Annotated in this window: 21 protein-coding genes; 14 read left to right on the top strand and 7 right to left on the bottom strand. The window is 43.4% G+C overall.

Going from position 1 to position 25,238, the window contains the following annotated elements; translation table 11 throughout:
* Positions 1-17 precede the first annotated feature (17 nt).
* On the bottom strand, positions 18-1,160 hold the full coding sequence (locus L9Q39_RS08125) for an efflux RND transporter periplasmic adaptor subunit (RefSeq protein ID WP_237484589.1): 1,143 nt from the start codon (positions 1,158-1,160) through the stop codon (positions 18-20).
* Between the two features lie 116 nt (positions 1,161-1,276).
* On the opposite strand from L9Q39_RS08125, the gene L9Q39_RS08120 reads away from it, so the two are divergent.
* Positions 1,277-1,885 (top strand): TetR/AcrR family transcriptional regulator, encoded by a 609-nt coding sequence (locus tag L9Q39_RS08120; protein ID WP_237484588.1) that lies wholly within the window; start codon positions 1,277-1,279, stop codon positions 1,883-1,885.
* Between the two features lie 105 nt (positions 1,886-1,990).
* On the opposite strand, the gene L9Q39_RS08115 is transcribed toward L9Q39_RS08120, so the two are convergent.
* The 5 genes from L9Q39_RS08115 to L9Q39_RS08095 all read right to left on the bottom strand — a co-directional run bounded on the left by L9Q39_RS08115 (position 1,991) and on the right by L9Q39_RS08095 (position 7,821).
* Positions 1,991-3,706: an amidohydrolase gene (locus L9Q39_RS08115; RefSeq protein WP_237484587.1), complete on the bottom strand. Its 1,716-nt coding sequence runs from the start codon at positions 3,704-3,706 to the stop codon at positions 1,991-1,993.
* Positions 3,707-3,830: 124 nt separating this feature from the next.
* Complete coding sequence (locus tag L9Q39_RS08110) at positions 3,831-4,685, bottom strand: ABC transporter permease (RefSeq protein WP_237484586.1); 855 nt, start codon at positions 4,683-4,685, stop codon at positions 3,831-3,833.
* Positions 4,686-4,696: 11 nt separating this feature from the next.
* Positions 4,697-5,557, bottom strand: coding sequence for an ABC transporter permease (locus L9Q39_RS08105; protein WP_237484585.1), 861 nt, complete (start codon positions 5,555-5,557; stop codon positions 4,697-4,699).
* Entirely contained in the window at positions 5,554-6,657 is a 1,104-nt protein-coding gene (locus tag L9Q39_RS08100; protein WP_237484584.1) for an ABC transporter ATP-binding protein, read from the bottom strand. The genes L9Q39_RS08105 and L9Q39_RS08100 overlap by 4 nt, the downstream gene beginning before the upstream one ends.
* Before the next feature lie 96 nt (positions 6,658-6,753).
* Entirely contained in the window at positions 6,754-7,821 is a 1,068-nt protein-coding gene (locus tag L9Q39_RS08095) for an extracellular solute-binding protein (protein ID WP_237484583.1), read from the bottom strand.
* A 946-nt stretch (positions 7,822-8,767) separates the two neighbouring features.
* Here L9Q39_RS08095 and cysD point away from each other — a divergent pair.
* The 3 genes from cysD to L9Q39_RS08080 all read left to right on the top strand — a co-directional run bounded on the left by cysD (position 8,768) and on the right by L9Q39_RS08080 (position 12,057).
* Entirely contained in the window at positions 8,768-9,679 is a 912-nt protein-coding gene (cysD, locus tag L9Q39_RS08090; protein WP_237484582.1) for a sulfate adenylyltransferase subunit CysD, read from the top strand.
* A gap of 84 nt (positions 9,680-9,763) precedes the next feature.
* Positions 9,764-11,173 (top strand): sulfate adenylyltransferase subunit CysN, encoded by a 1,410-nt coding sequence (cysN, locus tag L9Q39_RS08085; RefSeq protein ID WP_237484581.1) that lies wholly within the window; start codon positions 9,764-9,766, stop codon positions 11,171-11,173.
* A 383-nt stretch (positions 11,174-11,556) separates the two neighbouring features.
* Positions 11,557-12,057, top strand: coding sequence for a TetR/AcrR family transcriptional regulator (locus tag L9Q39_RS08080; protein WP_237484580.1), 501 nt, complete (start codon positions 11,557-11,559; stop codon positions 12,055-12,057).
* 81 nt (positions 12,058-12,138) lie between these two features.
* Here the strand turns inward: L9Q39_RS08080 and L9Q39_RS08075 are convergent, their stop codons facing one another.
* Entirely contained in the window at positions 12,139-13,101 is a 963-nt protein-coding gene (locus L9Q39_RS08075; RefSeq protein WP_290369135.1) for an NAD(P)-dependent oxidoreductase, read from the bottom strand.
* Between the two features lie 1,005 nt (positions 13,102-14,106).
* Between L9Q39_RS08075 and L9Q39_RS08070 the strand changes: the two genes are divergently transcribed.
* From L9Q39_RS08070 to L9Q39_RS08025, 10 genes are all read left to right on the top strand, one after another.
* Positions 14,107-15,516, top strand: a complete 1,410-nt coding sequence (locus tag L9Q39_RS08070; RefSeq protein WP_237484578.1) for an undecaprenyl-phosphate glucose phosphotransferase — start codon at positions 14,107-14,109, stop codon at positions 15,514-15,516.
* Positions 15,517-15,574: 58 nt separating this feature from the next.
* Positions 15,575-16,738 carry a nucleotide sugar dehydrogenase gene (locus tag L9Q39_RS08065; RefSeq protein ID WP_237484577.1) on the top strand — a complete coding sequence of 388 codons (1,164 nt, stop codon included), beginning with the start codon at positions 15,575-15,577 and terminating at the stop codon, positions 16,736-16,738.
* Positions 16,739-16,791: 53 nt separating this feature from the next.
* Positions 16,792-17,433, top strand: coding sequence for a LuxR C-terminal-related transcriptional regulator (locus L9Q39_RS08060; RefSeq protein ID WP_237484576.1), 642 nt, complete (start codon positions 16,792-16,794; stop codon positions 17,431-17,433).
* A 28-nt stretch (positions 17,434-17,461) separates the two neighbouring features.
* Entirely contained in the window at positions 17,462-18,694 is a 1,233-nt protein-coding gene (locus L9Q39_RS08055; protein WP_237484575.1) for an outer membrane beta-barrel protein, read from the top strand.
* A 12-nt stretch (positions 18,695-18,706) separates the two neighbouring features.
* Entirely contained in the window at positions 18,707-19,240 is a 534-nt protein-coding gene (locus L9Q39_RS08050; protein ID WP_237484574.1) for a polysaccharide biosynthesis/export family protein, read from the top strand.
* 39 nt (positions 19,241-19,279) lie between these two features.
* Positions 19,280-19,561 (top strand): transposase, encoded by a 282-nt coding sequence (locus L9Q39_RS08045; RefSeq protein ID WP_237484573.1) that lies wholly within the window; start codon positions 19,280-19,282, stop codon positions 19,559-19,561.
* On the top strand, positions 19,504-20,409 hold the full coding sequence (locus tag L9Q39_RS08040; RefSeq protein WP_354004653.1) for an IS3 family transposase: 906 nt from the start codon (positions 19,504-19,506) through the stop codon (positions 20,407-20,409). Before L9Q39_RS08045 ends, L9Q39_RS08040 begins: the two co-directional genes overlap by 58 nt.
* 703 nt (positions 20,410-21,112) lie before the next feature.
* Positions 21,113-22,033, top strand: a complete 921-nt coding sequence (locus tag L9Q39_RS08035) for a hypothetical protein (RefSeq protein ID WP_237484572.1) — start codon at positions 21,113-21,115, stop codon at positions 22,031-22,033.
* Between the two features lie 91 nt (positions 22,034-22,124).
* A complete protein-coding gene (locus tag L9Q39_RS08030) occupies positions 22,125-23,822 on the top strand; it encodes an ATP-binding cassette domain-containing protein (RefSeq protein WP_237484571.1) in 1,698 nt (565 codons plus the stop codon).
* 9 nt (positions 23,823-23,831) lie between these two features.
* A complete protein-coding gene (locus L9Q39_RS08025; protein ID WP_237484570.1) occupies positions 23,832-25,139 on the top strand; it encodes an HlyD family type I secretion periplasmic adaptor subunit in 1,308 nt (435 codons plus the stop codon).
* Positions 25,140-25,238: the final 99 nt, after the last annotated feature.

Genomic DNA, 25,238 nt, shown 5'->3' with positions numbered 1-25,238 from the left:
CCTACGATTCTGTTGTTCTATTCGGTTACGGTGCTATCAGTGATCAGCGTGGGGTTGACCCGCTGACCCGGAACGATGCGATGTAATCCCGAAGCGATAATCTGTTCGTTTGGTTCAATGGCACCAGTGATAAACGCCATCTGGTCGTTGGCAAATAGCACCTCAACAGTGCGACGTTCGACTTGATGGTCGCGGTTGACGATAAATACATTCCAGACACCTCTTAAGCCATCAATCAAACCGGTCAGTGGGATCCAGTAGCCTGTCTCGCTTATCTCATCTTGGTAGAGCAAGTAAGCCAGCTCTCCGTCAAGCACTGGTGCCTGTTGTGGAAGTAAATAACGCAGCCCCACGGTTCTTGATTGGGTGTCGACCAGTGCGCCGGAATTGAGCAACGTAGCGGGATAGTTTGTGCGACCTATCTTGATGGTTTGTTCTGGGTTGGCGGTGATTTTGCCAACCAGATAAGCTGGGATACCAATAAACGCTTCTTTGTCGTCGGCGGCGAGTAATGTCAGGGTTGGGTTGCCGACATTAACCACATCTCCTAAAGAAATATGGCGACTGGCGATGATGCCAGAGTAGGGGGCAATGATGGTGGACTTGTTTTTTCTCAGTTCGTTGGCTTGAATGGTGGCGTCAAGGCGCAATAGGTTGGCTTGCAGCACTTGCTGCTGACTGGTGAGGGAATCAATTTCTGCCTCGGCACTGAAACCTTTGCTTTTAAGCGAACGTTGACGCTTGAGATTGGCATTAACTAAGTCGAGTTGCGCTTTCACCTCATGTTTTTGCGCTTGATATTGGCTCAATTCGGTTTCTAGCAATGCCGTGTCGAGCTTCACAAGTGGCTGCCCTTGTTCGATATGATCACCGACATCGACAAGAAGCGCCTCTACCTTGCCTGCCAACTCAAAACCGAGGTTAGCTTGCTGACCCGCTTTGACCGTTCCCACATATTGACGCTCCACATGATAGGAGTCGACTTGAACCAGTGGCTGAGTTTGTACACTAAGCGCCTTTGGGGTGGGATCGACGGATTCCGTTGCAGGGTTACATCCAGCCAAGACGCTGATCATTAGCATAGCCAGAGCGCTGAGTTTACGGTGGCGCAGTGTTGATTTATTTCCAGCGTGGCGACTGGTTCCGTTGCTTGCTTCCATCAAGAACTTCTCGTCGGGTCAATAATGTTCATTAAGCCTAAACTGATCAAACTAGACTGTCTAGTTTGATTATGTTAATAATTGGTTTAATTTTGAAATGCACTAATCTTAATGTTATGCAGCGAAGTGAAAAGAAACGACAACAGATCCTAGAGGCGGCCTCGCAACTATTTAGTGAGCAAGGTTATCGCATCAATATGGAACAGATAGCCAAAGCCGCCAACGTCTCGAAGCAGACGGTTTACGCGCACTTTCAAAACAAAGACCAGTTGTTTGCTACTTGCATGCATGAGCGCTGTGCTGAGCGGGTGTTTGATCCTAATGCGCTGGATGTTGAATTGCCCCTCAAGCAAGTCTTGATCGACTTCGGCTTTAATTTTCAGGAACTTTTGCTCGATCCTCAAGCCAAGCAGACTTTTCATAATGCCGTCTCTCAATCCATCACTCACCCTGATATCGCCAAGACGTTTATCAAAATGGGCGCCGAGCAAACAACGCAGGTATTGACGGAATATTTAGAGAAAAAAATCGACCGTGGAGACCTGACATTGAATCTGCATAGCAGCGCGAAGTCAGCCGCCAGTCAATTACTGTTGCTGTTCCATGGCAAGTCGGTCTATTGGAGCTTTTTTGATTTGGATAGCGGCGAAACCGTCGCAGAGAGACGAGCCTATATTCAGGAGTGTGTTGAGATGTTTTTGGCGGCGAATGAGTGCAAATCGTAGTCAGTGCTGGGTTGGAAGTGAATATAATGCAGTGGATATTAACTCTGCCTTGTCGTTATCCAAGGCAGAGTTATTTCTTAGAGGTTATAAACCGTTCGTCAATCGTTATTGTTGATAAATCAGTTCACCATCTTTGTAGGTCTGCATTACCTCGATAGTATTGATTTTATCTTCTTCAATCGTGAGTGGGTTGGCTGACAGTCTCACTAGGTCGGCACGTTTTCCAACCTCAATCGTCCCTTTTGAATCTTCTTCAAAATATTGATAAGCCGCATTCTTGGTCATCGATGCCAGTGCTTCATAAGCGGTGGCTTTCTGCTCTTCACCTAACGTTTGTCCAGAGCGGGTGACACGGTTAACGGTGTTATACATGAGGCGGATCATATCAGGGTCGACGACAGGCGCATCATTGTGGGTGGTATAAGCAATATTGAGGTTGCTTGCGGAGCGAGTTGGACTGATACGTTCAGCTCTTTCGACGCCAAAGACTTCATCACGATGCCAGTCTCCCCAGAAGAAGGTATGGGCACTAAAAAAGGAGGGGATCATCTGATAGGTCAGCATACGTTCAAGTTGGTCGTCTCGAGTCGTTTGTGAGTGTATTGATACCGGGCGGATTGTGCTGTAATCGGTCTCTTCTGTGGTCACGGTTTCAAGCGCGTCAAGGTACATATCAACAGAAGCGTCACCATTGGTATGAACAATAAATTGCGTGCCCTCTTCGAGATAATCGCTCAATTTGACTTCAAGGAAATCACTGGTGAGTGTTGCATAGCCGACATAGGAGTTGGATTCACCAGTGGGTGGATTAAGGTAAGGTTGGGTCATAAAAGCGGTTTTACCTTGCGGTGAACCATCCAATATTAATTTTACTCCACCAATTCGGAATCTGTTGTCGTACTCTTTACTGGTACTGTAGTCATCGAGTTTCATCATGGCGTAGGCATCCCAAGTTGGGAAAGCGACCACATCCAGCATCAACTGCTCCGCACTGGCAAGGGACTCATAGTATTTAATGGTTTCATAGCCTGCAGCGCCATCTTGCACCGTAGTAATGCCAAAGCTAGCGTAGTAATCTTGTGTGTCTTGATACATGTCTAGGACGCTTTGTTCATCTTGTGGAGCGGAGCTAAATGCCACCATTGCAAGGTACATCGCCGTTTCTTCAAGCACACCGTTCGGTTCATTGCTGTCATCATAGCGAACGATTTTACCCCCATCAGGATCTTCGGTTTCTGCTGTGATGCCTAACACTTCGAGTGCTTTGCTATTAACGACGGCTAAGTGATATGAGACATGAATGATTACAATAGGCACTTCAGTGCTGATTTGGTCGAGGTCATCCCGGGTCGGGTGAGTTTGTTCGGCTAATAAGGAATCGTCATAGCCTGTCCCTATCATCCACTGACCATCAGCGAGCTCTATATCTTGCCAAAAGGTTTGCATTTCATTGACGAGCAGAGCAATAGAGTCACTAGTACCAATAGGAGAAGGGGCAAGGTTGGCATAACTCGCGGTTTGAGCAACACTGGAAAGGTGCCCATGCGCATCAATAAAGCCAGGAACAATGGTCTGGCTTGAGAGGTCAACCTTATTGGTATTTACGGTGGAGTACTCATCGGGGTCAACATTCAGTGCGACGATCACGCCATCTTTAATCGCCACGCTCGTTGCAACACTTTGCTCATCATCCATAGTGACCACGGTGCCATTGTAGAATACGGTATCGGCGTCGACCGTCGTTGTTTGATCCTCAGAATTACAAGCACTCAGCAACAATGCAGGTAGAACCGCAAGGGCGAGTTTTGACTTTGAATACATATCAAGCTCCTTTTGAAATGTAGAAATATGCATCCACACCTTAGTAAAGTAAGCTCAAGCTTCGGTAGTACCAGTTCTATCGGATTAGGGGACAGTAATGGGTCATTTTAGTGCAAAGGATAATTTATTGCTGTTTGGTCTGTGTCCATATATAACCGCTAGCCAAGATTCCAGAACCTAACATCAAGATCACCGACACGGCATTGATAACCGGGGTCGATCCCTCGCGCATTCGTTGATACATCTCAACGGTTAATGGTGAGTCTGAGCCGACCAGCATGAGTGTGGTATTAAAGTTTTCGAAGGACATCAAAAAACTGACGATGAATGCACTGACAATTGTCGGGCGCAAAAAGGGCAGGGTTACCGCGTAAAAGGCACGCCATGGCGTCGCGCCAAGGTTGAGTGCCGCTTCTTCTAAGCTCGGATCGAATCGTCGATAACGCGCGAGCAAAACCAGCGTGGTAATCGAAGTAATGAAGGTCGCTTGACCCAGTACGACAAGAATCAGCCCGGGTCTCGCCCACTGCCATTCCCATAACCATAGGTCATCAACACTGTTTGCTAATGAACTGGAGGCTACAAGGATAGAAATGCCCAGAATTACCCCCGGAATCACTAAAGGTATCAGCATTAAGATCGACAACAACTCTTTGCCTCGAAAACGATAACGGACGAGTAGATGAGCATTACTTAAGCCAAGCAGGGTTGAAATCAGAGCGACGCCAAATGCGACTTGAATACTGGTGAATAGGCTGTCGAGTAGGCGAGAGTCGTGGATTAATCCAATGTATGGTGCGGAGTCGCCAAAATACCAAACCCAACTGGCGCCTTGCCATGGGAGCGAAGGGTAGGTGGCATGGTGAAATGAGAATCCTACCACCACCGCCAGCGGTAGCAATAAAAACAGCAGGAACAGGGCGACTAGGCACTGATAAAGGCGAAGTGATGGGTTAGAAAATGGCACAGATGAAATCATAGAACAGGCTCCTAGCGACCCACGGTAGATTGAAGAGATTGACCGCTAATTTTGAGTCCCAGCCAGACCAACAGCGACGATAGAATCAGCAATAGAAGCCCAAGTGCTGAGCCTTGTTCCCAGTTAAAACGGGTAATGAATTGAGTGAATATTTGCTCGGTAAACCATAAGCTGTCTTTACCTCCCATAAGACTTGGTATCAGGTAATTACCTAAACTGAGCATAAATACAATGATACAACCCGAGACAATGCCCGGCATCGCATGAGGGATAACAATGGCGGTTAAAGCCACCCAACGGGATGCGCCGAGATCGAACGCAGCTTCAATATGACTATTGTCTAAGCTATCCAAGGCACTGATGAGTGGCACGAGCATAAATAACAGACCGTTGTAGATAAGCCCCATAATAATGGCGTAATCATTGTAGAGAAATTCGATACGATGTTCTGTCACACCAAGCCAAACAAGCAAGTGACTGAGTAAGCCCGATTCGCGTAAAACGATCATCCAGCCATACGCTCGCACGAGCTCACTGAGCCAAAATGGCAGAATACAGACCATGACTAACAGCAGTCGATTTTTAGTGTTGGCGATTTTGGCGATATAGTAGGCGATGGGGAAAGCAAGCAGTAGCGTGAACAACGTCGCCAGCAGAGACATCCATGCGGTACGAATAAAGGTATTCCAATATAAGCTGTGAGCAAAAAACTGTTCGAAATGCCGTGTTGTCCAACCGCCACGCCTGTCGGAGAAAGCCAATTCGAGTAATTGCACATGTGGAATCAGTATGAGTGCGACTAGCCAGACGCAAGCTGGTGCTAAAAACAAGCCAATCGCCCATTTCTGGTGTGTAGACAATCGATGAATCATTGTGCCTCCAAAATAATGGCTTGCTCAGGCGCCCAATGTATGGATATCGGTCTATCTTGGAGCGAGAGTGACGGTCCTTGTAACTGATTTAATTGGGTTGGTGTAATCGATAGTCTCAGGTCACCAAGATCACTGGTCACGACAATGCCGCTTGCTGCGCCATCAAAGAGTAGTTCTTTTATCTGACCTGCAATGCTGTTGTCTTGATTGGGCTCGTGACTGAAATGAATAGATTCCGGACGGAGATACAAGCTTATCGCTTGCCCGACGTTTAGGGGTGGAGTTTGGGGTGTCGGTAGTGTTACCGTATGCTCTGAGTTGAGCTTACATTGGATATGGTCACGGTCAATACGCACGACTTGTCCGGCGATTTTGTTGTTTTGGCCCACAAATTCGGCAACAAAGGGGGTGAGCGGATTCATATACAAGTCTGTAGGAGTGCCTATCTGTTCGAACCGTCCAGCGTTCATTACTGCAACACGGTCAGACATCATTAGCGCTTCACTTTGGTCATGCGTAATATAAATAAACGTGGTGCCAAATGACTTTTGCAAATGTTTAAGTTCAATCTTCATCTGTTCACGAAGCTTCAGATCCAATGCACCTAAGGGCTCATCCAGTAATAATACACTGGGCTCAAGCACTAAAGAGCGAGCAAGGGCGACACGCTGCTTCTGACCACCAGACAGTTGTTGAACACGCTTCGCGCCTTGAGAAGCAAGATCAACGCGCTTTAGGATGTTGGTGACTTTATTTTCAATCGTTGCTCGCGACTCACCACGCTGTTTAAGACCAAAAGCAACATTATCCGCCACACTCATGTTTGGGAACAACGCGAGGTGCTGAAATACCATGTTGAGTGGACGCCGATTCGGTGGCGTCTGGGTGATGTTGGTTTGATTAAGCAATATTTGCCCGCTTGTCGGCGTTTCAAAGCCCGAGAGCATGCGTAGCAAAGTGGTTTTTCCGCACCCTGATGGACCTAATATTGAGAAAAACTCGCCCTGTTCAATGCAGAGGTCTAGGTTGTGGACAGCGGTAAACTCACCGAAAGATTTGTTGAGATTGCGACATTCTAAGATCGTATTGGAATCGGACATAGACAACTTCGATATTTGGATAAGATAGCGTCACTTCTTGCCCCGTGGTTTCTGTTGAACAGATTATCGAGCAAGAAGTGACAAGATGGATAAATACTATTTAGAGGCTTGAATGCGATCTAAGGTCAACCCTTCCATCTCTTCCAATCCAGCAGGAACTGCCGGATACCATTTAATATTATCAATAGCGGCAGTTGGGAAGCTTTTGCTGTAGAGCGCTTTGGCTTGCTCGTTGACGAACTCTTCACTGCCTTGGGAAGCGGTGAAGTTTCCAGCGGATTCAGTGATCATGGCCGCAATTTCAGGGCGCATAACAAAGTTGATCCATTGGTAAGCGGCGTCTTCATTTTTGGTTTTACGCGGTAAAGCGAACGTGTCAATCCAACCCAATGCGCCAGATTTTGGAGCGATAAACTCGATGTCGCTATTCTCTTTGTTGAGTTTCCAGCCGCCGGCATCCCACGCCATACTTGCAACGACTTCTTCGCTGCGCAGCAGGTTCATCAGTGCATCCGAGCCACTCCAATAGGTTTTGACGTTAGACTTACAATCAATCAGTGTTTTCTCAACTTTATCTAATATACTCTGATACTTACTCGGGTTAGAGTAGGCGGCGAACGGGTCTTCACCGATGGCAAAAGCAAAGCCAATTAGGGTAGGTCTTTTTAAGCGGTAGCTGACCTTTCCTTGGTAGTTGCTTTGACACAGATCGGTGTAGTCAGCAACGTCGCTTGCTTGCTTTGTATTGACGACTAAGCCACTTGTTCCCCAGATATGCGGTACACCATAAATCGAACTCTCTACGGTGGTGATTTCCTTGGTAGATTCGAGCATGGATGGAATGAATTGATTGGCTTCGATCTTGCTTAAGTCGAGAGGCTTATAAATGTTAAATTCGAGTTGTGCGCCAGCGATGCGATCTTGTGATGGTTGAGCAAGGTCAAAGCCAGAGCCACCCGTCGCCCGCAGTTTTGAAATCATATCTTCGTTGTTTGAAGTGGTGACTTTGACCTCGATTCCGGTCTCTTTTTCGAACATTTCCACTACTTCGTCAGGCGCATAACCACCCCAGGTGAGTAGTCTAAGTGTGTCGGCATTAGCCAAAGATGGAAGCATGGCATACGAGAGTGTCGCGGCAACCGCGACGGTAAACTTACAAGTCATAATGTGTCCCTTTTTATATAACATTGGCTATCTATTCAATTTGTTATACAAAACTGTCTCATGAGATTATGAATAAAATATGACCATGTCAGTTGAAGTGAGGGCAAAAGCCGATATGCTAATGATTGATTAGAGTGATTCGGAGGATTGCAACCAACCGTTCTTCATTATCCCAGTGTGAGCATGATTGTTTACTCAAGGTAGCAGTATCACTGACTCAAGTGTTCGCCATGTTTTAACGATGTTCATCTTCTATCAAAGGTGATCAATGTAATAAAATTTACGATTGCTATCGGGGAATAAGTAAGAAAATGGTTTGCTTCACACTCTTTAATAAAACTATCGATTAAGCTCTTTCCCACGCAGCAAGTAAGGAAACTTGATGACGTAAAAGTGCAATTTATATTGCCGATTATCCGTTATTCATTATTCGTGTCTTGTTCAGTTATGACAGACGCGTTAGAGGGGGGAACTATGATCGATATTTTAACGAACACTATTACGCTAGCCCATATCTCATTTATCCTTATTGCCATGTCAATTATTGGGCTTTCTATCAAAGAGCTATCGAGCAAAGAAAAGGCAACTCGCTCAAAATCTAAATCACGCCGATAGCCTTATTCGGTCTGCGTTCGGCAACGAATAACTGGCGTTATCAATGTAAACAGACAGATAACAAAGCGCTCCTTGTGAGCGCTTTGTTATTGTATGCCCGAGTTATCTCTGAACTCTGCATCTTATAGGTTGTTCAATAATACCAACCGTTGTGATGGTCATAGCGCCAGAAAATGTGTGATATTCATCTCATCGATTTTGTTTACCATTGAAAGCTATCTCAGCATTGCGAACGTTGCAGCCTGTTATTACTGAGTCAATTGTAATTTCAGCAGGACATGAACACACTTTCTGTTTAATGGTGCAACATATTAAACAGGGATAGTGAAAGATGATAACTCCAGAACGTATGACACACCTTAAGCAACTGGAAGCTGAGTCAATTCATATCATGCGAGAGGTCGTCGCTGAATTCGATAATCCAGTGATGCTCTATTCGGTCGGTAAAGACTCTTCAGTGATGCTGCACTTGGCGCGTAAGGCGTTTGCTCCGGGCGCTCCTCCTTTCCCACTGATGCACGTCGATACGACCTGGAAGTTTAAACAGATGATTGCATTTCGAAACTACATGGCCGAGAAGTTATGTATGCGTCTCATCGTGCATCAAAATCCTGAGGGTTTAGCGATGAACATCAGTCCTTTTGTTCATGGCAGTTCAAAGCACACCGATATTATGAAGACGCAAGGGCTAAAGCAGGCCTTAGATAAATACGGTTTTGATGCTGCCTTCGGAGGGGCTAGGCGAGATGAAGAGAAATCTAGAGCAAAGGAGCGAGTCTATTCGTTTCGTGATCAACACCATAGATGGGACCCCAAAAATCAACGCCCAGAATTGTGGAATATTTATAACAGCAAGGTAAACAAGGGCGAGAGTATCCGAGTTTTCCCTTTATCCAATTGGACAGAACTCGATATTTGGCAATATATCTACCTTGAAGAAATAGAGATTCCAGATCTTTATTTATCGGCGGTAAGACCCGTTGTGGAACGTGATGGCATGTTGATTATGGTGGATGACGATCGCATGGAACTTAAACTGGGTGAAAAAATTGAACAGAAAATGGTGCGCTTTAGAACGCTAGGTTGCTATCCGCTCACTGGGGCGGTTGAATCTGAGGCGACGACGTTACCGGAAGTGATTCAAGAGATGCTATTGACCACAACATCAGAGAGGCAAGGACGAGCCATTGACCATGATAGTGCTGGCTCAATGGAGAAGAAGAAGCGTGAAGGTTACTTCTAAAGATGCGGAGTTGATAAGACTGTCTAACGGAAATAAAGGCTTGAACGCGCTCAAGCAATGGCTTTTTAGTATAAGGATATAACTATGTCTCATTCATCTGAGCTGATAGCAACGGACATTGAAGCTTATCTTAAGGTTCATGAAAATAAAGATTTACTGAGGTTTTTGACCTGTGGGAATGTTGATGATGGTAAGTCGACTCTGATTGGTCGCTTGCTTTTCGATAGTAAGTTGATCTATGAAGACCAAATGGCGGCGATCGAGAAAGACTCGCAGAAATTTAATACCACGGATCAGTCGTTTGATTTAGCGCTGCTGGTGGACGGATTGCAATCCGAACGCGAACAGGGCATTACGATTGATGTTGCTTATCGTTATTTTTCGACTGATAAACGAAAATTTATTATTGCGGATACACCTGGGCATGAACAATATACTCGGAATATGGTTACCGGAGCTTCTACTTGTGACCTAGCCATTGTCATCGTTGACGCACGTTTTGGTATCCAGACACAAACCAAAAGACATAGCTACATTTGTAGCCTGTTAGGTATTAAACATGTGATAGTGGCTGTCAACAAGATGGATTTGATGGATTATAGCCAAGACGTCTATCAAAAAATCAAAGCAGATTATCGCCAGATGGCTCAGGGCTTTGATATCGATGATATTCGCTTTGTCCCAATTTCTGCCCTGATCGGCGATAACGTGGTGACATCAAGTGATAATATGCCTTGGTATCCCGGTGCGACCTTAATGAAGCTACTGGAAACGGTAAAGGTCAATCAAGACACCGATACGAATTACATGCGTTTTCCCATCCAATATGTTAATCGCCCAAACCTTGATTTTAGAGGATTTTGCGGGACGTTAGCATCGGGAACGCTGGAAGTTGGTGATAAGGTTACCGCGTTGCCTTCAATGAAAACCTCTCAGATTAAATCAATTCTGACTTATGATGGAGAACTCAAATCCGCCGCGCCTAAACAGGCGATTACCGTAACGTTGGAAGATGAAATTGATGTGTCCAGAGGTGACATGTTAGTGCATACCGGACGAGAGCCAAAGGTGACGAGTTACTTTGGTGCATCGCTGGTATGGATGGATGAAAATCCAATGCGTACCTATAAAGAGTATATCTTTAAGTTTGCCACCAAGTCATGCACGGGGAAGATGAATGAGATGGCTTATAAGGTGGATGTGAATACGCTTAATCAACATGCTGAACAGAGTGAAACATTGGAGTTAAACGAGATCGGTCAAGTTGAGGTACAACTGACCGACGAGGTTGCAATCGATATATACGCGACGCTCCCTCAAACTGGATCTTTTATTGTGATTGATCGTCATACTAACGTGACGGTTGGGGCAGGTATGGTTAATCGTTTAATGCAAGACTCGCAACGACAAACCATCGCCTATTCACAAGCAGATAAAGACCTGAATACCTATATTCGCAAGCATTTCCCTGAGTGGGGGTGCAGCGAAATCTAACCTGAGAACAATTGATATTTTCGGATTGCTTTAGGTGCTCTAAGTAAAATTATCGCCCAAAACGAATCGTTACTTGCGATCTGCTTTGGGCGTTTTCTATGCTATTTCGGACTTTTATGTAAAGGGGTTCATTGCTTGTCCATTTCATAAAATTGAGAAACGGTGGGCTAAACAACGCAATGACTGCACACTAATCTGCACAACTTAACCACTAAATCATCCATAGCTGTAGCTAATGGTGCATCATTCCGTATAATGCGATGTCTATTATTTTTCTGAACGTAGTAAGTGGTTGGGACCAACGACTTACCTTATGACTAAGCTCGAAGCATATGTTATTTATCTGTTTTGGGTACATGCCAGATTCACACTAGGAGAGAACCATGGCACGTATTTCTAGAGAAGATCATCATCGTAATAAGCAGTTGTTGGACCAAACCGTATGGGAACTGTTTAAACAGAGTGGTTGGAGTGGTTTGACGTATTCAAAAATTGCTGAGCAGATGGGTATGAGCAAGAGTACGGTTCAAGGCTATTATCCATCTTCTGCTGATTTTCTTGAAGCGCTGGAGGGAAAAGGGTTGCCTGCAATGCTCCCGAAACTGGATCTAACCTGCCCACAGTCATTTTTAAACTCGTGGCGAGTTTTGATTACTCAAACTTTCTTTGCGAATCAGTTTGAGCTATTTGTTCTCGATGCGATCCAAGGGCTGAATGGACGCTATGCGCAAAGTGGCAAGGTGCGCATTTTGAAATTTTTACAGGAAACGTTTGATATTGACCAACAAGCAGCAGAGCAAGTGGTGCAGCAAGCGGTGGGTATTGCAGTGTTCGAGTTACTGGCTAAACAGCAGCAAAAGCAAAAGGTTGAAGCCTGCGAATAATGGTGTCGAATGACCGTAGATTGGAAAATATCTTGAAGATAAAGTCAGCCTTGCTAACTGAGTTAGCAAGGCTGTTTTCTATTACTTGTCTAGACCAACAAAGTAATCGAAGATAACAGGTACGTCGTTTTGACCTAGACCTGCATCAACTGCAGCTTGTAGGCTCTTAGAAGTACCTTCAGCGATTAGAGACTCAGTACCTAGGTCTTTAACCATTTCTAGGAAGTAGCCAAGGTCTTTGTTTGCGTTTGCAACAGAGAAACCTAGCTTTTCTTCGCCGTCTACTGCGTAGAACTTACAGAACTGCATGAATGGCGAGTTAGATGGACCCGCTGACATGATGTCGAACAACTGTTGGCCGTCAACACCAGCGCGTTTAGCAACTGCGAATGCTTGAGACATAGTTGCAACAGTTGTCATGCCCATGAAGTTGTTAACAAGCTTAGTTACGTGACCAGAACCTAGAGCGCCTAGGTGGAATACGTTTTCGCCTTGCTCGTCAAGAACTGGCTTAACTTTGTTGAAAGTGTCGATATCGCCAGCTGCCATGATGTTAAGAAGACCATCTTTAGCGTGAGCAGGAGTACGACCTAGAGGCGCATCGATCATGCCAGCGCCTTTAGCTGCTAGATCGGCACCGATCTTGCGAGTTGAAGCTGGGATAGAAGTACCGAAGTCGATTAGCGTTGCGCCTTCTTTAATACCCGCAAGGATACCTTCGTCACCGTAAATTACTTTTTCTACAACTGCTGAAGTAGTTAGACAAAGCATTACGATGTCAGAGTTCTCAGCAAGCTCTTTAGCAGTTGCTGGAGCTTTAGCGCCGCGTGCAACACATGCTGCTACTGCGTCTGCGTTTAGATCCATTACGTTTAGCTCGTAACCACGGTTCTGTAGGTTCTCAACCATGTTGCCGCCCATAAGGCCAAGGCCGATGAAACCAATGACAGGTTTAGTCATGTCATACTCCTGAATATATATGTCAAATTCATTTTGACGGTTTAGATTAGTGTCCGCTTTTATGCGGTCAAAATTGCAGGTCATACACTATCAGATTATTTGTATGATTAATACCGCAAAAGTCACATGCTTGATGTAAAGGAACGAAAATTGGTCATACCGCTTAACATTTAAGCTAAGCATGCTTTACCCACTGTCCAGTTCCCTTTAACGGTCGTTTGTCATCTAACGTGTTTTACAGATCTATCATCTGACTTATCAAACGATTATTCGCGTCAGTGAGGTACCAGTTGAACCCCGCTATAAGTACTAGTGATTTGATGATGTGCGCGAAAGGTAGTTCGCTTTTTAAAGCAGTAAATGGGAATAAACCAACAAGGATAAGCAGACAATATTAAGTTTTGATGAACGTTATATTTATGTTTAGTTATGGAAATAATAATACTAATTTCTGTAATATATTGTAGAGTGGCATTAATTTTGAGCGGTCATTTAATAGTGCTTTAGTTTATTTTTTGTTTGTTGATATAAGTAATTTTTACTATTAAAATAGAACCCGTCTAGCCATTTTTATTATAAACATATGATTTCTCGTTTGTTGATTTTCATCGCAAATATTTTTGTTAATCTAATTTTGCGAATTGTCATTTGATTTTGCATTGCAAATTGATAAAGATCACGTTTCTGGATTGCTACTTTTATTTAATTAAATCAATTGCTTGTAGTCTTGTTGTGGGTGAGGGGTGAAATAAGTGTGATGTAGATCTCAATGAATTTGTGTGTTGCTGAAAGTGTTCTCAAAAATAAGAACCAATAAGTTACTCATTAGCTTTGTCTTGAAATTACCCAGTACTCTCCACAAACTAACAAACGGTAGATATACTTAGGATGAGCTGAGAATTAATAGTTTTGGATAAAGTATTAAGTTCTCTATAATGTCTAGCTCACCGATGTCTGAGTGTGTTTATATTTTTAAGTATTAACTGACGCTAAAGTTGAATTGGCATTGATGTCTAGTTACCGAGCTAACGAGTGACATGGATACCTAGTTGCATAGCGTACTAATAATAGGCTTGAGAAGGTAAACAAATGTTATACATGGAACGTATTCGCAATTATGGCGAAGAGTCGACATCGGCTTACAGGATATTAGATATCTCCATTATCTTTTCGATACTTGTGATTGCTACAGAAATTTATCTGGGTGAAATGTCCAGTATCTATTTGCTTGCATCACTCTCCGCTATTGCTCTGTATACGGTTTTTGCCGAGTTGATGGGGGTTTACAAGGCCGTTCATACTAGTCGCTTACGAGATACTTTGGTTCATATATTCATCACCTGGTTTGTTTGTACGACAACACTGCTTGTTGCTGCATTTCTATTAAAATCAACAGGTTACTATTCAAGGGTGGTGATTGGCGCTTGGTTTGCATTTACTCCTATCGCGTTGGTGACATGGCGCTGGGTAGTGAAGAAGCTATCGTCGTTTCCAAGCCAAGACAATGAATACAAACAAAAAACCGTCATCATAGGTGTCACACCCGTCGGTTTAAAGTTGGCTGAAGAGATACGTCACCATGATCATCTCGGGCTTGAGCTTGTAGGATTATATGATGATAGGACCTTAGATCGTCTCGAACTGGAACAGGAACAATTGCCCGCTGAATACAAGGGTACTATCAATGATGCTTTTGTGCTGGCGAAAAACAGCAGTATCAAAAATGTTTATGTTGCCTTGCCTTTAGAAGCCACGAAACGCATTAAAGAGATCCTTCACCACTTTAGAGACAGTGCCGCTCGAGTTCATATCGTACCCGACTTTTTTATCTATGATTTAATGCAAGCACGTTGGGGTCACCTTGGTTCCGTTCCCACTTTAAGTGTGCATGACACACCGTTCTACGGTTTTAGTCAGTTTCTTAAACGTACTCAAGATGTGGTTTTATCGAGCATTATTATTACGCTCATTAGTCCTGTCTTGCTCGCTGTCGCCATCGGAGTGAAATTATCCTCTCCGGGTCCAGTGCTGTTTAAACAAAAACGTTACGGTTTAGATGGCCGACCGATTACTGTTTGGAAGTTTCGATCCATGAGTACGATGGATAATGGTTCGGTGGTTAAGCAGGCCACACGTAACGATCCAAGAATTACCCCTTTTGGTAGCTTTATTCGTCGAACGTCTTTGGATGAACTGCCACAGTTTCTTAATGTGTTGACGGGACAAATGTCCATCGTTGGACCGCGACCGCACGCGGTGGCACACAATGAAAAATATCGTACGCTGATTGACAGTTATATGCTCAGACATCACGTTAAGCCTGGAATTACTGGCTGGGCACAAATTAATGGCTACCGAGGTGAAACCGACACCCTAGATAAGATGGAAAAGCGTGTCGAGCATGACTTGGATTACATTCGCTCTTGGTCATTATGGCTGGACTTGAAGATTATCTTCTTGACCACCTTTAAGGGATTTGTAAGCAAAACCGCCTATTAGATTTGGGTAGGCTTAGAGTAGTAGCGGATTACACATACAATTTGATAAGGGATTTATCATGAAAATTGTCATTGTTGGACTAGGGTACGTAGGGCTTTCGAATGCCATGTTATTGGCGCAAAACCATGAAGTGGTGGCATTAGACATTGTTAGAGAGAAGGTAGACTTACTTAATGATCGCCAGTCACCGATTGTTGACGCGGATATCTCTCGTTTTTTACGTGAAGAAAAACTTAACTTCCGGGCAACAGTCGACCCAGAAGTGATTGCATCGGCGCAATTTGTCATTGTAGCGACGCCGACAGATTACGACCCAATTAATAACTACTTTAACACTTCGTCAGTTGAGTCCGTGATTGAGCAAGTATTACAGCTCAATAAAGAAGCAACGATTGTCATTAAATCAACGGTTCCTGTGGGATACACTCAAGGATTGCGCGAACGCTATCAAAGCAACAATATTGTATTTTCTCCCGAGTTTTTAAGGGAAGGCAAAGCACTTCACGACAACCTCTATCCATCTCGTGTCATTGTGGGTGATACAACACCAGAGGCGAAACAGTTTGCGGACTTATTAGTCGAAGGGGCGAAAAAACAAGATATCGATGTCCTGTTTACTAATTCCACCGAGGCTGAGGCGATCAAGTTGTTCTCTAACACCTATTTAGCGATGCGAGTGGCCTACTTCAATGAACTTGACTCGTACGCTGAAGCGCATGATCTTAGCTCAAGACAAATTATAGAGGGTGTCTGCCTCGATCCAAGAATCGGTGCGCATTACAACAATCCATCGTTTGGGTATGGTGGTTATTGCTTGCCGAAAGATACCAAGCAGTTACTCGCCAACTATTGTAACGTTCCTAACAACATCATTGCCGCTATCGTTGATGCCAACCGCACACGTAAAGACTTTATAGCCGATTCGATTCTAAGTCGTAAGCCAAAAACGGTGGGCGTGTATCGTCTTATTATGAAAGCCGGGTCGGACAATTTTAGAACCTCTTCAATACAAGGCATTATGAAACGCATCAAAGCCAAGGGGGTTGAGGTGATTGTTTATGAGCCCGTCTTAAACGAACCCACCTTCTTCCATTCACCAGTGATTCAAGACCTCGATGAGTTTAAAAGACTGTCTGATGTGATTGTTTCTAATCGGATGCTTGAAGAACTTAATGATGTCTCGAATAAAGTCTACACCCGAGACTTGTACGGTTCAGACTAAATAACACTTTCTGAAGCAAAATTAACCTTAAGTAGAGAGTCTGAACATACGTTATGGAACAACCAAAAATAAATCAGGTGCTTTTTATCACCCGAAAGAATATTCAGAGCGAAGTGTTGTTATCACATATTGAATCCAAAGTAGGTTTACCGATCAACTTGGTAGATTACAAAGTGTTTGACAGCCATTTGATGACTGACGCTTTTACTATGGTGATGGTTGATATGAGCATCAATGATAGTTTAAGCCCAATATCCAGTGTGATTGCGAAGTCGTCGTTTCGACCGGTTATTGTGCTGATTAATGCAAGAGCGGTGACCGAAGAACAGTTGGCTCAGTGGCGAAACCTACAAGGGTGCTTTTTGACGGATCATAGTCTAGATTTTATCTGTGATGGTCTGAACCATATTACTCAAGGGCAGAACTGGTTATCGCGAGACATCATGAATCGTTTGGTCAATTATTATCAAGATCTTTATTTAATTCGACACCCTGTAGATGTTGAATGTTTAGAGTTAACGAAAAGGGAAGTTGAGATTTTGAATAGCTTGAAGTCGGGCGGTTCTAACTTGGAAATCGCTAACGAATTGTTTGTCAGTGAAAACACCGTCAAAACTCATCTTTATAATATTTTCAAAAAGATTGAGGTTAAAAATCGAATGCAGGCAATCAGCTGGGCTCAGGAACACATTTAACAACGCTTATTTATATGGAGTAGAGCGCGTGACAAGGAAATCACAGAGTCGGTTTTTCAGTTTTATGGTTTGTATGTTGGCGTCACCTATCGTCACCGCCACAGAAGGTAGAGTGGTTAACGGCGTCAATATCAAAACGGATGTAGGACTTGAAGTAGGTCACAATGATAACCTTCTTAAAGCAGAAAGAAGCAGCGACGAAGTCGCAACAGAATACGCAATCTTATCACCTCAAATTTCCTTGGCAATTTCTCCCAAAGACAATTATTTTGCTGTCAGGTATAGGTTGAGTGCTGGTGAATATTTTAGTAGCAAGGATGACAATTTTATTGACCATGATCTAAGCAGCAATAATCTGATTCGCCTCAGTCTACGCAATGCAATTAAGCTGGATTTAAAATACAAGTATCAACATGAAGAACGCGGTTCATCTATCACAGCGGGTAGTCGAAATCGTTATGATGAACCTCTTGAGTATAGTGATACCAGTGCTAGAGCGACCTATATCTATGGTGCTCCATCGGCTAAGGGCAAGTTGTCGCTGTTTGCTCAATGGCACAAGTTGAAGTACCAAAACTTCCGCAACATTGACGATATTGCAATTGGGTATAGCACAAGATTTAACGACTATGATGATATTTCCACTGGCGTAGAATTTATCAATGCTTGGCGACGCAATGCCAAACTGGTGTTGTCTTACATTTACAATAACAAAAATTATGATTATCTCCGTAGCGGTGAGCTACGAAAAGACAGCTATAACCATTTATTGTATGCCGGTCTTGATTGGGATTTAGTCGAAAAAACCAATGGTTACATACGATTGGGTGTGCAAGACAAGAATTTTAAAGACGGAGGTCGAGAAGACTTTACCGGCTTCAGTTGGTTGGTTGGTGCCAACTGGAAACCAGTGAATCACTCTAATATCAGATTAGAGACTTCGCAAATTACAAAAGATCCAGATCAAGATGGAGACTACCTCAGACAAACCGTTTACTCATTGAACTGGAAACACTTTTGGCATAGCCAGATTTATTCAGACGTTGGTATTGATTATACCCAAGATGATTATACCGGTGCATATCAAAATGGTGTGTTGAGGGAAGAAGATTTAACCAAGTATAAATTGGCTCTGGGTTACGAGTTTAGCCGAAACATTGATACCCACCTTCGTTTGACGGTGTCAGACAAAGAGTCGTCTTGGGACCTATATGGATATGATCAAAATCTTTGGTCATTAATTGTTAAAGTGAAATTTTAGATGGTTATCGTTATGGAAAAGATTAAACAAGTAATAGCAGTGATGCTGATGGTATGTAGTGCGCCAATGGCATGGGCGACGGCTGAAGTCGATAACTATAGGCTGGGTTCCGGCGATAGGATTGAGATTACGGTTTATGCGGAGCCTGAGTTATCGCAATCGGTGTTGATCAGTTCAAGCGGTATGTTTGACTATCCGTACCTTGGTAACATCAGTGCAAAAGGAAAGACGGTACGACAGTTGCAAGCCGTGATTACTGATGGGTTAAGAGGCGATTATTTAGTTAACCCGAAGGTCATGGTGAATGTGATTGAGTACCGAAAAATTTATGTGAACGGTGAGGTTAAACAGCCTGGAGGCTATATTTTTCAACCCGGCTTAACGGTAGAGAAAGCGATAGCATTAGCTGGAGGTTTCACCGATAGAGCGGCACGTAAAAAAATCAACATTACTCCCAATGAGAACGGTATGACTCAAAAAGGTGTGGCTTTGCACACTAGTGTTGCACCAGGAGACATTATCGTGATTGAACAGAGTTTCTTTTAATGCAGTTTCTTTTAATGCATAAGTATCATGGAATTTAAGATGAAAGGTCGATATAGCCAAGAGTTTAAAAATAAAGCTGTGTCACTGGTATTAGAGCAGGGAAATAGCGTACAGGCTGTCGCTCACGAGATGGGTGTGAGTGATAAGTCACTATACAACTGGCTCGCCAAAGCGAGACCTTCTGGGTCGTCGGGGCATCAAGTCTGTGATGAGATAGATCGGCTTAAAGCCGAATTAAGGCAGGTAAAAGCTGAGCGGGATATATTAAAGGAAGCGAGCGTATTTTTCTCAGTGGAGTCAGAGAAAAATACGCATTCATAAAATCTCGACTCGATCATTGGAAAGTCGCACAGATGTGCTCATTACTTGAGGTACACCGCAGCGGCTTTTATGCTTGGCTTAAGTCACCTCAATCACAGCGTGATATAGAAAATCAAGCGCTTACTACACAAATCAAAAAGAGTTTTGTCGAATCTGGCGGTCAATATGGCAGCCCTAGAATTGCCCAGCAGTTAAGAGATAGCGGCATAACCGTCGGTGAAAATCGGGTTGCTAAATTGATGCGAGAGGCAAACCTCAATGCGAATCTCGCGCGAGGAATGTCGTTACCGAATCTGACTAATAATGATGCCCTTGAGACGCAACAATCATTAAGCCGGAAAATGAAACCTAATCTAATTTGGGTGGCTGACATTACGTATGTCGAAACCTATGAAGGGTGGTTATATCTAGCGGTCGTTATTGATGTATTTTCAAGCCGTGTGGTTGGGTGGTCAATGTGTAATAGGTTAGACAATCGACTGGTCAATCAAGCCTTGTCTAAGGCTTTAGAAATTCGTGAGCCGCGTTCTCAAGTCGTGGTGTACAACGAATTAGAAAAGCACCAAACGGATAGTGAGTACCAGCACTTTTTAGCTATCCATAACCTATCCAGTAGTCATCGTCACAAAGATCTTGTGATCGATAACAATGTTACTCAACAGTTCTTCTCTGCTTTGAACGATGAGCATGTTTGTCATCAACGCTACACCAGTAGGGTGCAAGCAAAACAAGATTTACGTCAATATATTGAAGAGTTTTATAACGCTGTTCGAGTTAACGATGGTCTTGGTTTTTGTTCGCCCGTCGAATACGAATCTCTCTGTCAAAATATTAGCCGCTTACCATAGTTTTTAAGTGTCGTGTGTACTTATATCCAAGTAATTTGCTCATTTTGAGTTTACTTGGGTATATTATATTTTTTACTTGGCGGTATGAGGATTTTTCATTTTGTTTTTTTGATGGTATAGCAAACGTTTAATTATTAGGTAATGCATGGTAATTATTGTGCTATCTCAAAAGTGCTACACGTTGTGACTTTAAAGTGTTTCGAAAGATGCTAAAGTTTATATTGGGTCTTTTTGGGTTTATATTATTTTTTTAAAATTAAACTTTCGTTTAGTTACATAGTTATAATAGTGCTACGCAAGCAATTATCATTCTAAGTTCTGAAGGTTAGTTTTATTATTCGTTATGATTCGATAGCTCTAACCAATAAGGTTGTTCGTGTTTGAATTTCGATTGCATTGAGAGTTTACCGTGCTCTTTTTTTTGTTAACTTGCTGATATTTTGGTTAATATTTGGGGGCTGACTAATTGAGCTGTCGAGGGTGTTATTAGGTTTAGTATGATTTTAATTTGTTTTACTGTGTTTAGCTTTAAATGGAATTATAATCTACCCGTGGTGGTTAGAATACTGTCATGTTTTGGTTAAATATTTTTAAATTAGGTAATCTAGGAGTTGCTAAAGATTGTTTTTTGATCTGATTGGTGCAGTGAAATTTGCAGTAAAACTATATTTGGCTTAGTGGATGCCTCAAGGGAGATACGGAAATGAGTACAGTTTATACAGGTTATACCAACACCGACAATACAGGTTCAAAGTTAAGCGAGTTTAATAATTCAGTTGATTTGGATGAAGGCACATTTCTAAATGTAGACGATGTACAGTTGAGTGACACGGGCCTAACGGGTGTGTCAATTGTCAATAACGGTGAATGGAATCAAGCTGGATACAAAGAAGTAGAAGTAGATACCGACAAAACCAGTGTCTTTATTGAGAATTTCGTTGATGTCAGCATTACTGCGACATCGAGTGATGGCGTTACGATAGATGTATTACAAGCGAAGCGAGGTACCATAGATACGGGCTCTGGTGATGACGTTATTAATGTGTCGGTGTTCAGTAATGAAAACGTTTGGGATAACACGTTCTACATTGATTCAGGGGCAGGTGATGACACTATCACATTGGATCACGACTTAAACTCCGAATATACAGAATTTAGCATTGATGCTGGTGCTGGTGATGACGTTGTCGATATATCGGCGTTGGATGAAACCATCGATGATGTAGCGGATCGTTTTGTTGATGGTGGCGACGGTTTTGATGTTTTGGTGATTTCTGGTGAAGATGCAGTGACCTTTGCGGATTTTGAAGTGATTCAAGGGGGCGAAGTTAATTCAGCGTTGACGGTAACCGCAGAACTATTAAATGCCAATGACTCATTCGTCGACCCTATCGATTTGGGTGAACGCTTCGATGAGTCGACTTTAGGTCTGATCTTTACCAATGTCGATATTACTCTGTCGGGCTTTGATGCTATGGACATTCAAGAAGTAGATTTGAGCATTTTACAGCTTGCTTATCTGATTTCAGAAGATGAGACCATTTCTGATTACAGTGCTTATACGATCTTTGATGGTGTGACTACACATACCATTCTGACCGATGATTCAGACATAATGGCCTAGTTACCCGCCACAGTGGGGATGGCATCGATGATGCTATCCCTTGAGGTTTTGCGATGGATACCGCTAGCTTAAATAGGGATAGGATTAGACAATGAAAGCATGGAATGACTTTAAGTCCTTTTCCAACAAAAATTACCGCTACTTCTTGCTGTTCTCGATTTTCGCGAATCTACTACTGCTCGTTCTTCCCCTATACAGTTTGCAGATTTTTAATCGCGTATTAACGTCGAGAAGTGAGGAAACGTTACTTTACCTTGCTGTTTTAGCGGGTGCTTTGCTATTAGTGCAAGTCATCATGGATTATGCCAGACAGCAGTTACTCAATAATGCCAGTAGTGTTTACGAAAGCGAATTTAGTACACAAGTCGGTGAACAAGCACTGCAACAAGCGAAAGCCCAAAAGCAACTGGGTGCCGAAACCTTATACAATCACCAACAAGCTAAGTTCTATCTTCAATCCCCATTTCATCGCCACCTCGCTGATTTACCCTGGAGTGTGGCATTTATTCTGGTTCTTTTTGTACTTCACCCGGCGTTGGGTGGTTATGCGCTGGTATGTGCTCTGACGATCGCCACGTTGAGTGGGTTGATGCTTATCCGTTCTCATGAGCAACAGAAAAAACATCAAGCACTCACGCAAACGCAGGGAATTGGTATCCGTAAGATGCTTCTCAAGGGACGCGTGATCTCTGCGTTGAATATTGCTCCGCAGTTATTGCAAAATTGGCAGCGACACAACCAACATCTTACGATGAGTGAAAGCGAAACCAAGCAGCAGAACGAACAGGGTATGTCTCTGCTCAAGTTAATTAGAACTTGGGTTCAAGTCGGAGTCTATGCCATTGGTGCGTGGTTGGTGATTGAAGAACAGATATTAGCGGGTTCACTGCTTGCAGCGTCCATCTTATTAGGTCGTATTTTGGCACCGATAGAGCAGGGAGCACAGCATTACACTAAGTGGCGTGATGCCAAACAAGGCTATCATGCCATTGCAGCCATGCTTGCAAGACCACAACAGGTAGAGCAGATCGATCTGCCATTACAGCAGATAGAGTTATCTCTGGATAACGTGAGTTTTTTCTCCTCCGTCACAGAAAAAGAGCTACTCAGTGGTGTGACATTTAGGCTCAAGCCCGGTCAATGTCTGGAGATCAAAGGCGCGGCAGGAGCAGGTAAGTCGATTCTGTTAGAGTTGGTGGCGAATTACCTATCACCAACACGTGGACAAGTGTGTATCAATGGTATTGATGTTGACAAGATTCAAAGTCAGAACCTAGCTGAAAATATCGGTTACCTACCGCAAGATATTGAGTTATTTGATGCTTCTATTGCCGATAACATTAGCGGTTTCGACCGCAGTCAACAACGTTCTGAAAGGTTAATTCTTGCTGGGAAGTTATCTGGCTCTCACGAATTTGTGGCGCGTTTACCGCAAAACTATATGACGTTATTAAAATCTGATGATGTGACCTTGTCACGCAGTGAGCTACAGCGGATCGGTATCGCACGCTGTTTCTATCATGCGCCTAAACTATTGATCTTAGATCAACCGACTACAGCTCTAGATAAAGTAGCCTCTGAACGCTTGCTCTCTTTAATTCAGCAAGCGAAAACGGAGGGTTCCACCATCATTTTCACCAGTGATTACAAACCATTGCAAGCTATTGCCGATTATGTGGTGGAATTGAAACACGGAACGGTAGCGAAAGCCTACCCCAACAAAGCGCAAGAGCAAGTTAGCAACGTTAAGTCAATCAATAAACCTAACTATCAAACCGTTAAGTATTAAGGTCAGTAGATGGAAATAGCGAACGAAATTCAATCAAAAAATCGACGACTCATCACACGTAGTCTGGTTATTATTGTGATCACTTTTGGCGGTTTTTTTGGCTGGAGTTGGTTTGCGACATTAGAATCGGCGGCAATCGCTCCGGGTATTGTGGTTGTTGAAAGTAAACGCAAGAGCATTGAGCACCTTGAGGGGGGAATTGTCGCTGCAGTGTATGTCAATGAGGGCGATGTTGTTAAACCGGGAGCGGCGTTAATAAAAATCGCCGATACGTCATCTGCGAGTCGACTCAAACAATCAAGACTGGCTTGGATGAGTAGGAAAATTGAATACATGCGTTTGCTGGCTGAACGCAAAGACGAACCTTCTTTTTCTCCAAAAATCGATCGGGAATTGACCAGAGGGATAGAACTAGAAGTTGAGACATTGGCAGCGAACCAGCAATCGTTGTTTTTAAGTCGCGCCAATATCCGCCAACAAGAGCATGCCATTATCAGTTCGCGCTTACTAAATGCACGTGACAGACAAAAGTTTGTTGCGCGCATGCTAAAGCAGAATGAGAACGCAAGACGTTATCTGTTGCAAGAAATCAATATGCACGCCACCTTGCTCCAAGACGGTTATACCTCAAAGATTAAACTGTTGGAGCTGAAACGATCCCGAGTGCTATTGGAGTCTGAAATTATTTCAGTGCAAGCGGATCTGGCTTCTTCTCAACAATCTGCAATTGAACTCGAACAACAACTCAATGCTATTAGCCAGCGCAACCGTTCAGAAATTGAAAATATGATTGCCGAGGTAAAAAACGACCTGATTATTGCGGAGGCTGACCTTAAACTCGCCATTGATACACAGCAGCGCTCTATTGTAACCAGCCCTGTGAATGGCATTGTAAAAAGCATTACCGTCAACGCCATTGGTGAGGTCGTTTCTCCCGGTGAAGTGATTATGGAAGTGGTGCCCGATCAAGATGGCTTGGTGGTGGAAGCGATTGTTGCTCCGGTGGATATTGATATGGTGCAATTAGGACAAAAAGCCTTGATACGCTTGTCGGCATTGAACTATAACAAGGTGCCGCCAGTTCATGGTGAGGTGATTTTTGTCGACGCAGATATCAATGAAAATGCCCAAGGTGAAAAGACCGGCTTTAAGGTTAAAGTGAAGCTTGATCCTGCGGATGTAGAAAATAGTGAGGATATACAGCTGTACCCCGGTATGCCAGCTGAGGTATACGTTCTGCTTGAGAAAAAACGTCCCCTTGATTTTTTATTGGATCCATTACGAACCAGTTTGCTAAGAGCGTTTAGAGAAAGCTAGTTACCCTAACAAGTTGTAACATTTCAGTTGGACATCTATAGTAACTTGATAACTGGAACACGGTTTTAAACCCAACTTAAGGGTGGTATCGTGTGTCAC

This window comes from Vibrio hippocampi, from assembly GCF_921292975.1.
In the GTDB taxonomy this organism is placed as follows: domain Bacteria; phylum Pseudomonadota; class Gammaproteobacteria; order Enterobacterales; family Vibrionaceae; genus Vibrio; species Vibrio hippocampi.
The sequence above is the reverse complement of the archived record's forward strand: the minus strand, read 5'-3'. Positions and strand labels throughout refer to the sequence as shown.

Coding starts and splice junctions, on each gene's coding strand:
- L9Q39_RS08025 (WP_237484570.1), top strand. CDS start 23,832: ATGGAAATAGCGAACGAAATTCAATCAAAAAATCGACGACTCATCACA.
- L9Q39_RS08035 (WP_237484572.1), top strand. CDS start 21,113: ATGAGTACAGTTTATACAGGTTATACCAACACCGACAATACAGGTTCA.
- L9Q39_RS08120 (WP_237484588.1), top strand. CDS start 1,277: ATGCAGCGAAGTGAAAAGAAACGACAACAGATCCTAGAGGCGGCCTCG.
- L9Q39_RS08060 (WP_237484576.1), top strand. CDS start 16,792: ATGGAACAACCAAAAATAAATCAGGTGCTTTTTATCACCCGAAAGAAT.
- L9Q39_RS08105 (WP_237484585.1), bottom strand. CDS start 5,557: ATGATTCATCGATTGTCTACACACCAGAAATGGGCGATTGGCTTGTTT.
- L9Q39_RS08045 (WP_237484573.1), top strand. CDS start 19,280: ATGAAAGGTCGATATAGCCAAGAGTTTAAAAATAAAGCTGTGTCACTG.
- L9Q39_RS08050 (WP_237484574.1), top strand. CDS start 18,707: ATGGAAAAGATTAAACAAGTAATAGCAGTGATGCTGATGGTATGTAGT.
- L9Q39_RS08095 (WP_237484583.1), bottom strand. CDS start 7,821: ATGACTTGTAAGTTTACCGTCGCGGTTGCCGCGACACTCTCGTATGCC.
- cysD (WP_237484582.1), top strand. CDS start 8,768: ATGATAACTCCAGAACGTATGACACACCTTAAGCAACTGGAAGCTGAG.
- L9Q39_RS08100 (WP_237484584.1), bottom strand. CDS start 6,657: ATGTCCGATTCCAATACGATCTTAGAATGTCGCAATCTCAACAAATCT.
- L9Q39_RS08075 (WP_290369135.1), bottom strand. CDS start 13,101: ATGACCTGCAATTTTGACCGCATAAAAGCGGACACTAATCTAAACCGT.
- L9Q39_RS08065 (WP_237484577.1), top strand. CDS start 15,575: ATGAAAATTGTCATTGTTGGACTAGGGTACGTAGGGCTTTCGAATGCC.
- cysN (WP_237484581.1), top strand. CDS start 9,764: ATGTCTCATTCATCTGAGCTGATAGCAACGGACATTGAAGCTTATCTT.
- L9Q39_RS08070 (WP_237484578.1), top strand. CDS start 14,107: ATGTTATACATGGAACGTATTCGCAATTATGGCGAAGAGTCGACATCG.
- L9Q39_RS08110 (WP_237484586.1), bottom strand. CDS start 4,685: ATGATTTCATCTGTGCCATTTTCTAACCCATCACTTCGCCTTTATCAG.
- L9Q39_RS08080 (WP_237484580.1), top strand. CDS start 11,557: ATGGCACGTATTTCTAGAGAAGATCATCATCGTAATAAGCAGTTGTTG.
- L9Q39_RS08030 (WP_237484571.1), top strand. CDS start 22,125: ATGAAAGCATGGAATGACTTTAAGTCCTTTTCCAACAAAAATTACCGC.
- L9Q39_RS08115 (WP_237484587.1), bottom strand. CDS start 3,706: ATGTATTCAAAGTCAAAACTCGCCCTTGCGGTTCTACCTGCATTGTTG.
- L9Q39_RS08125 (WP_237484589.1), bottom strand. CDS start 1,160: ATGGAAGCAAGCAACGGAACCAGTCGCCACGCTGGAAATAAATCAACA.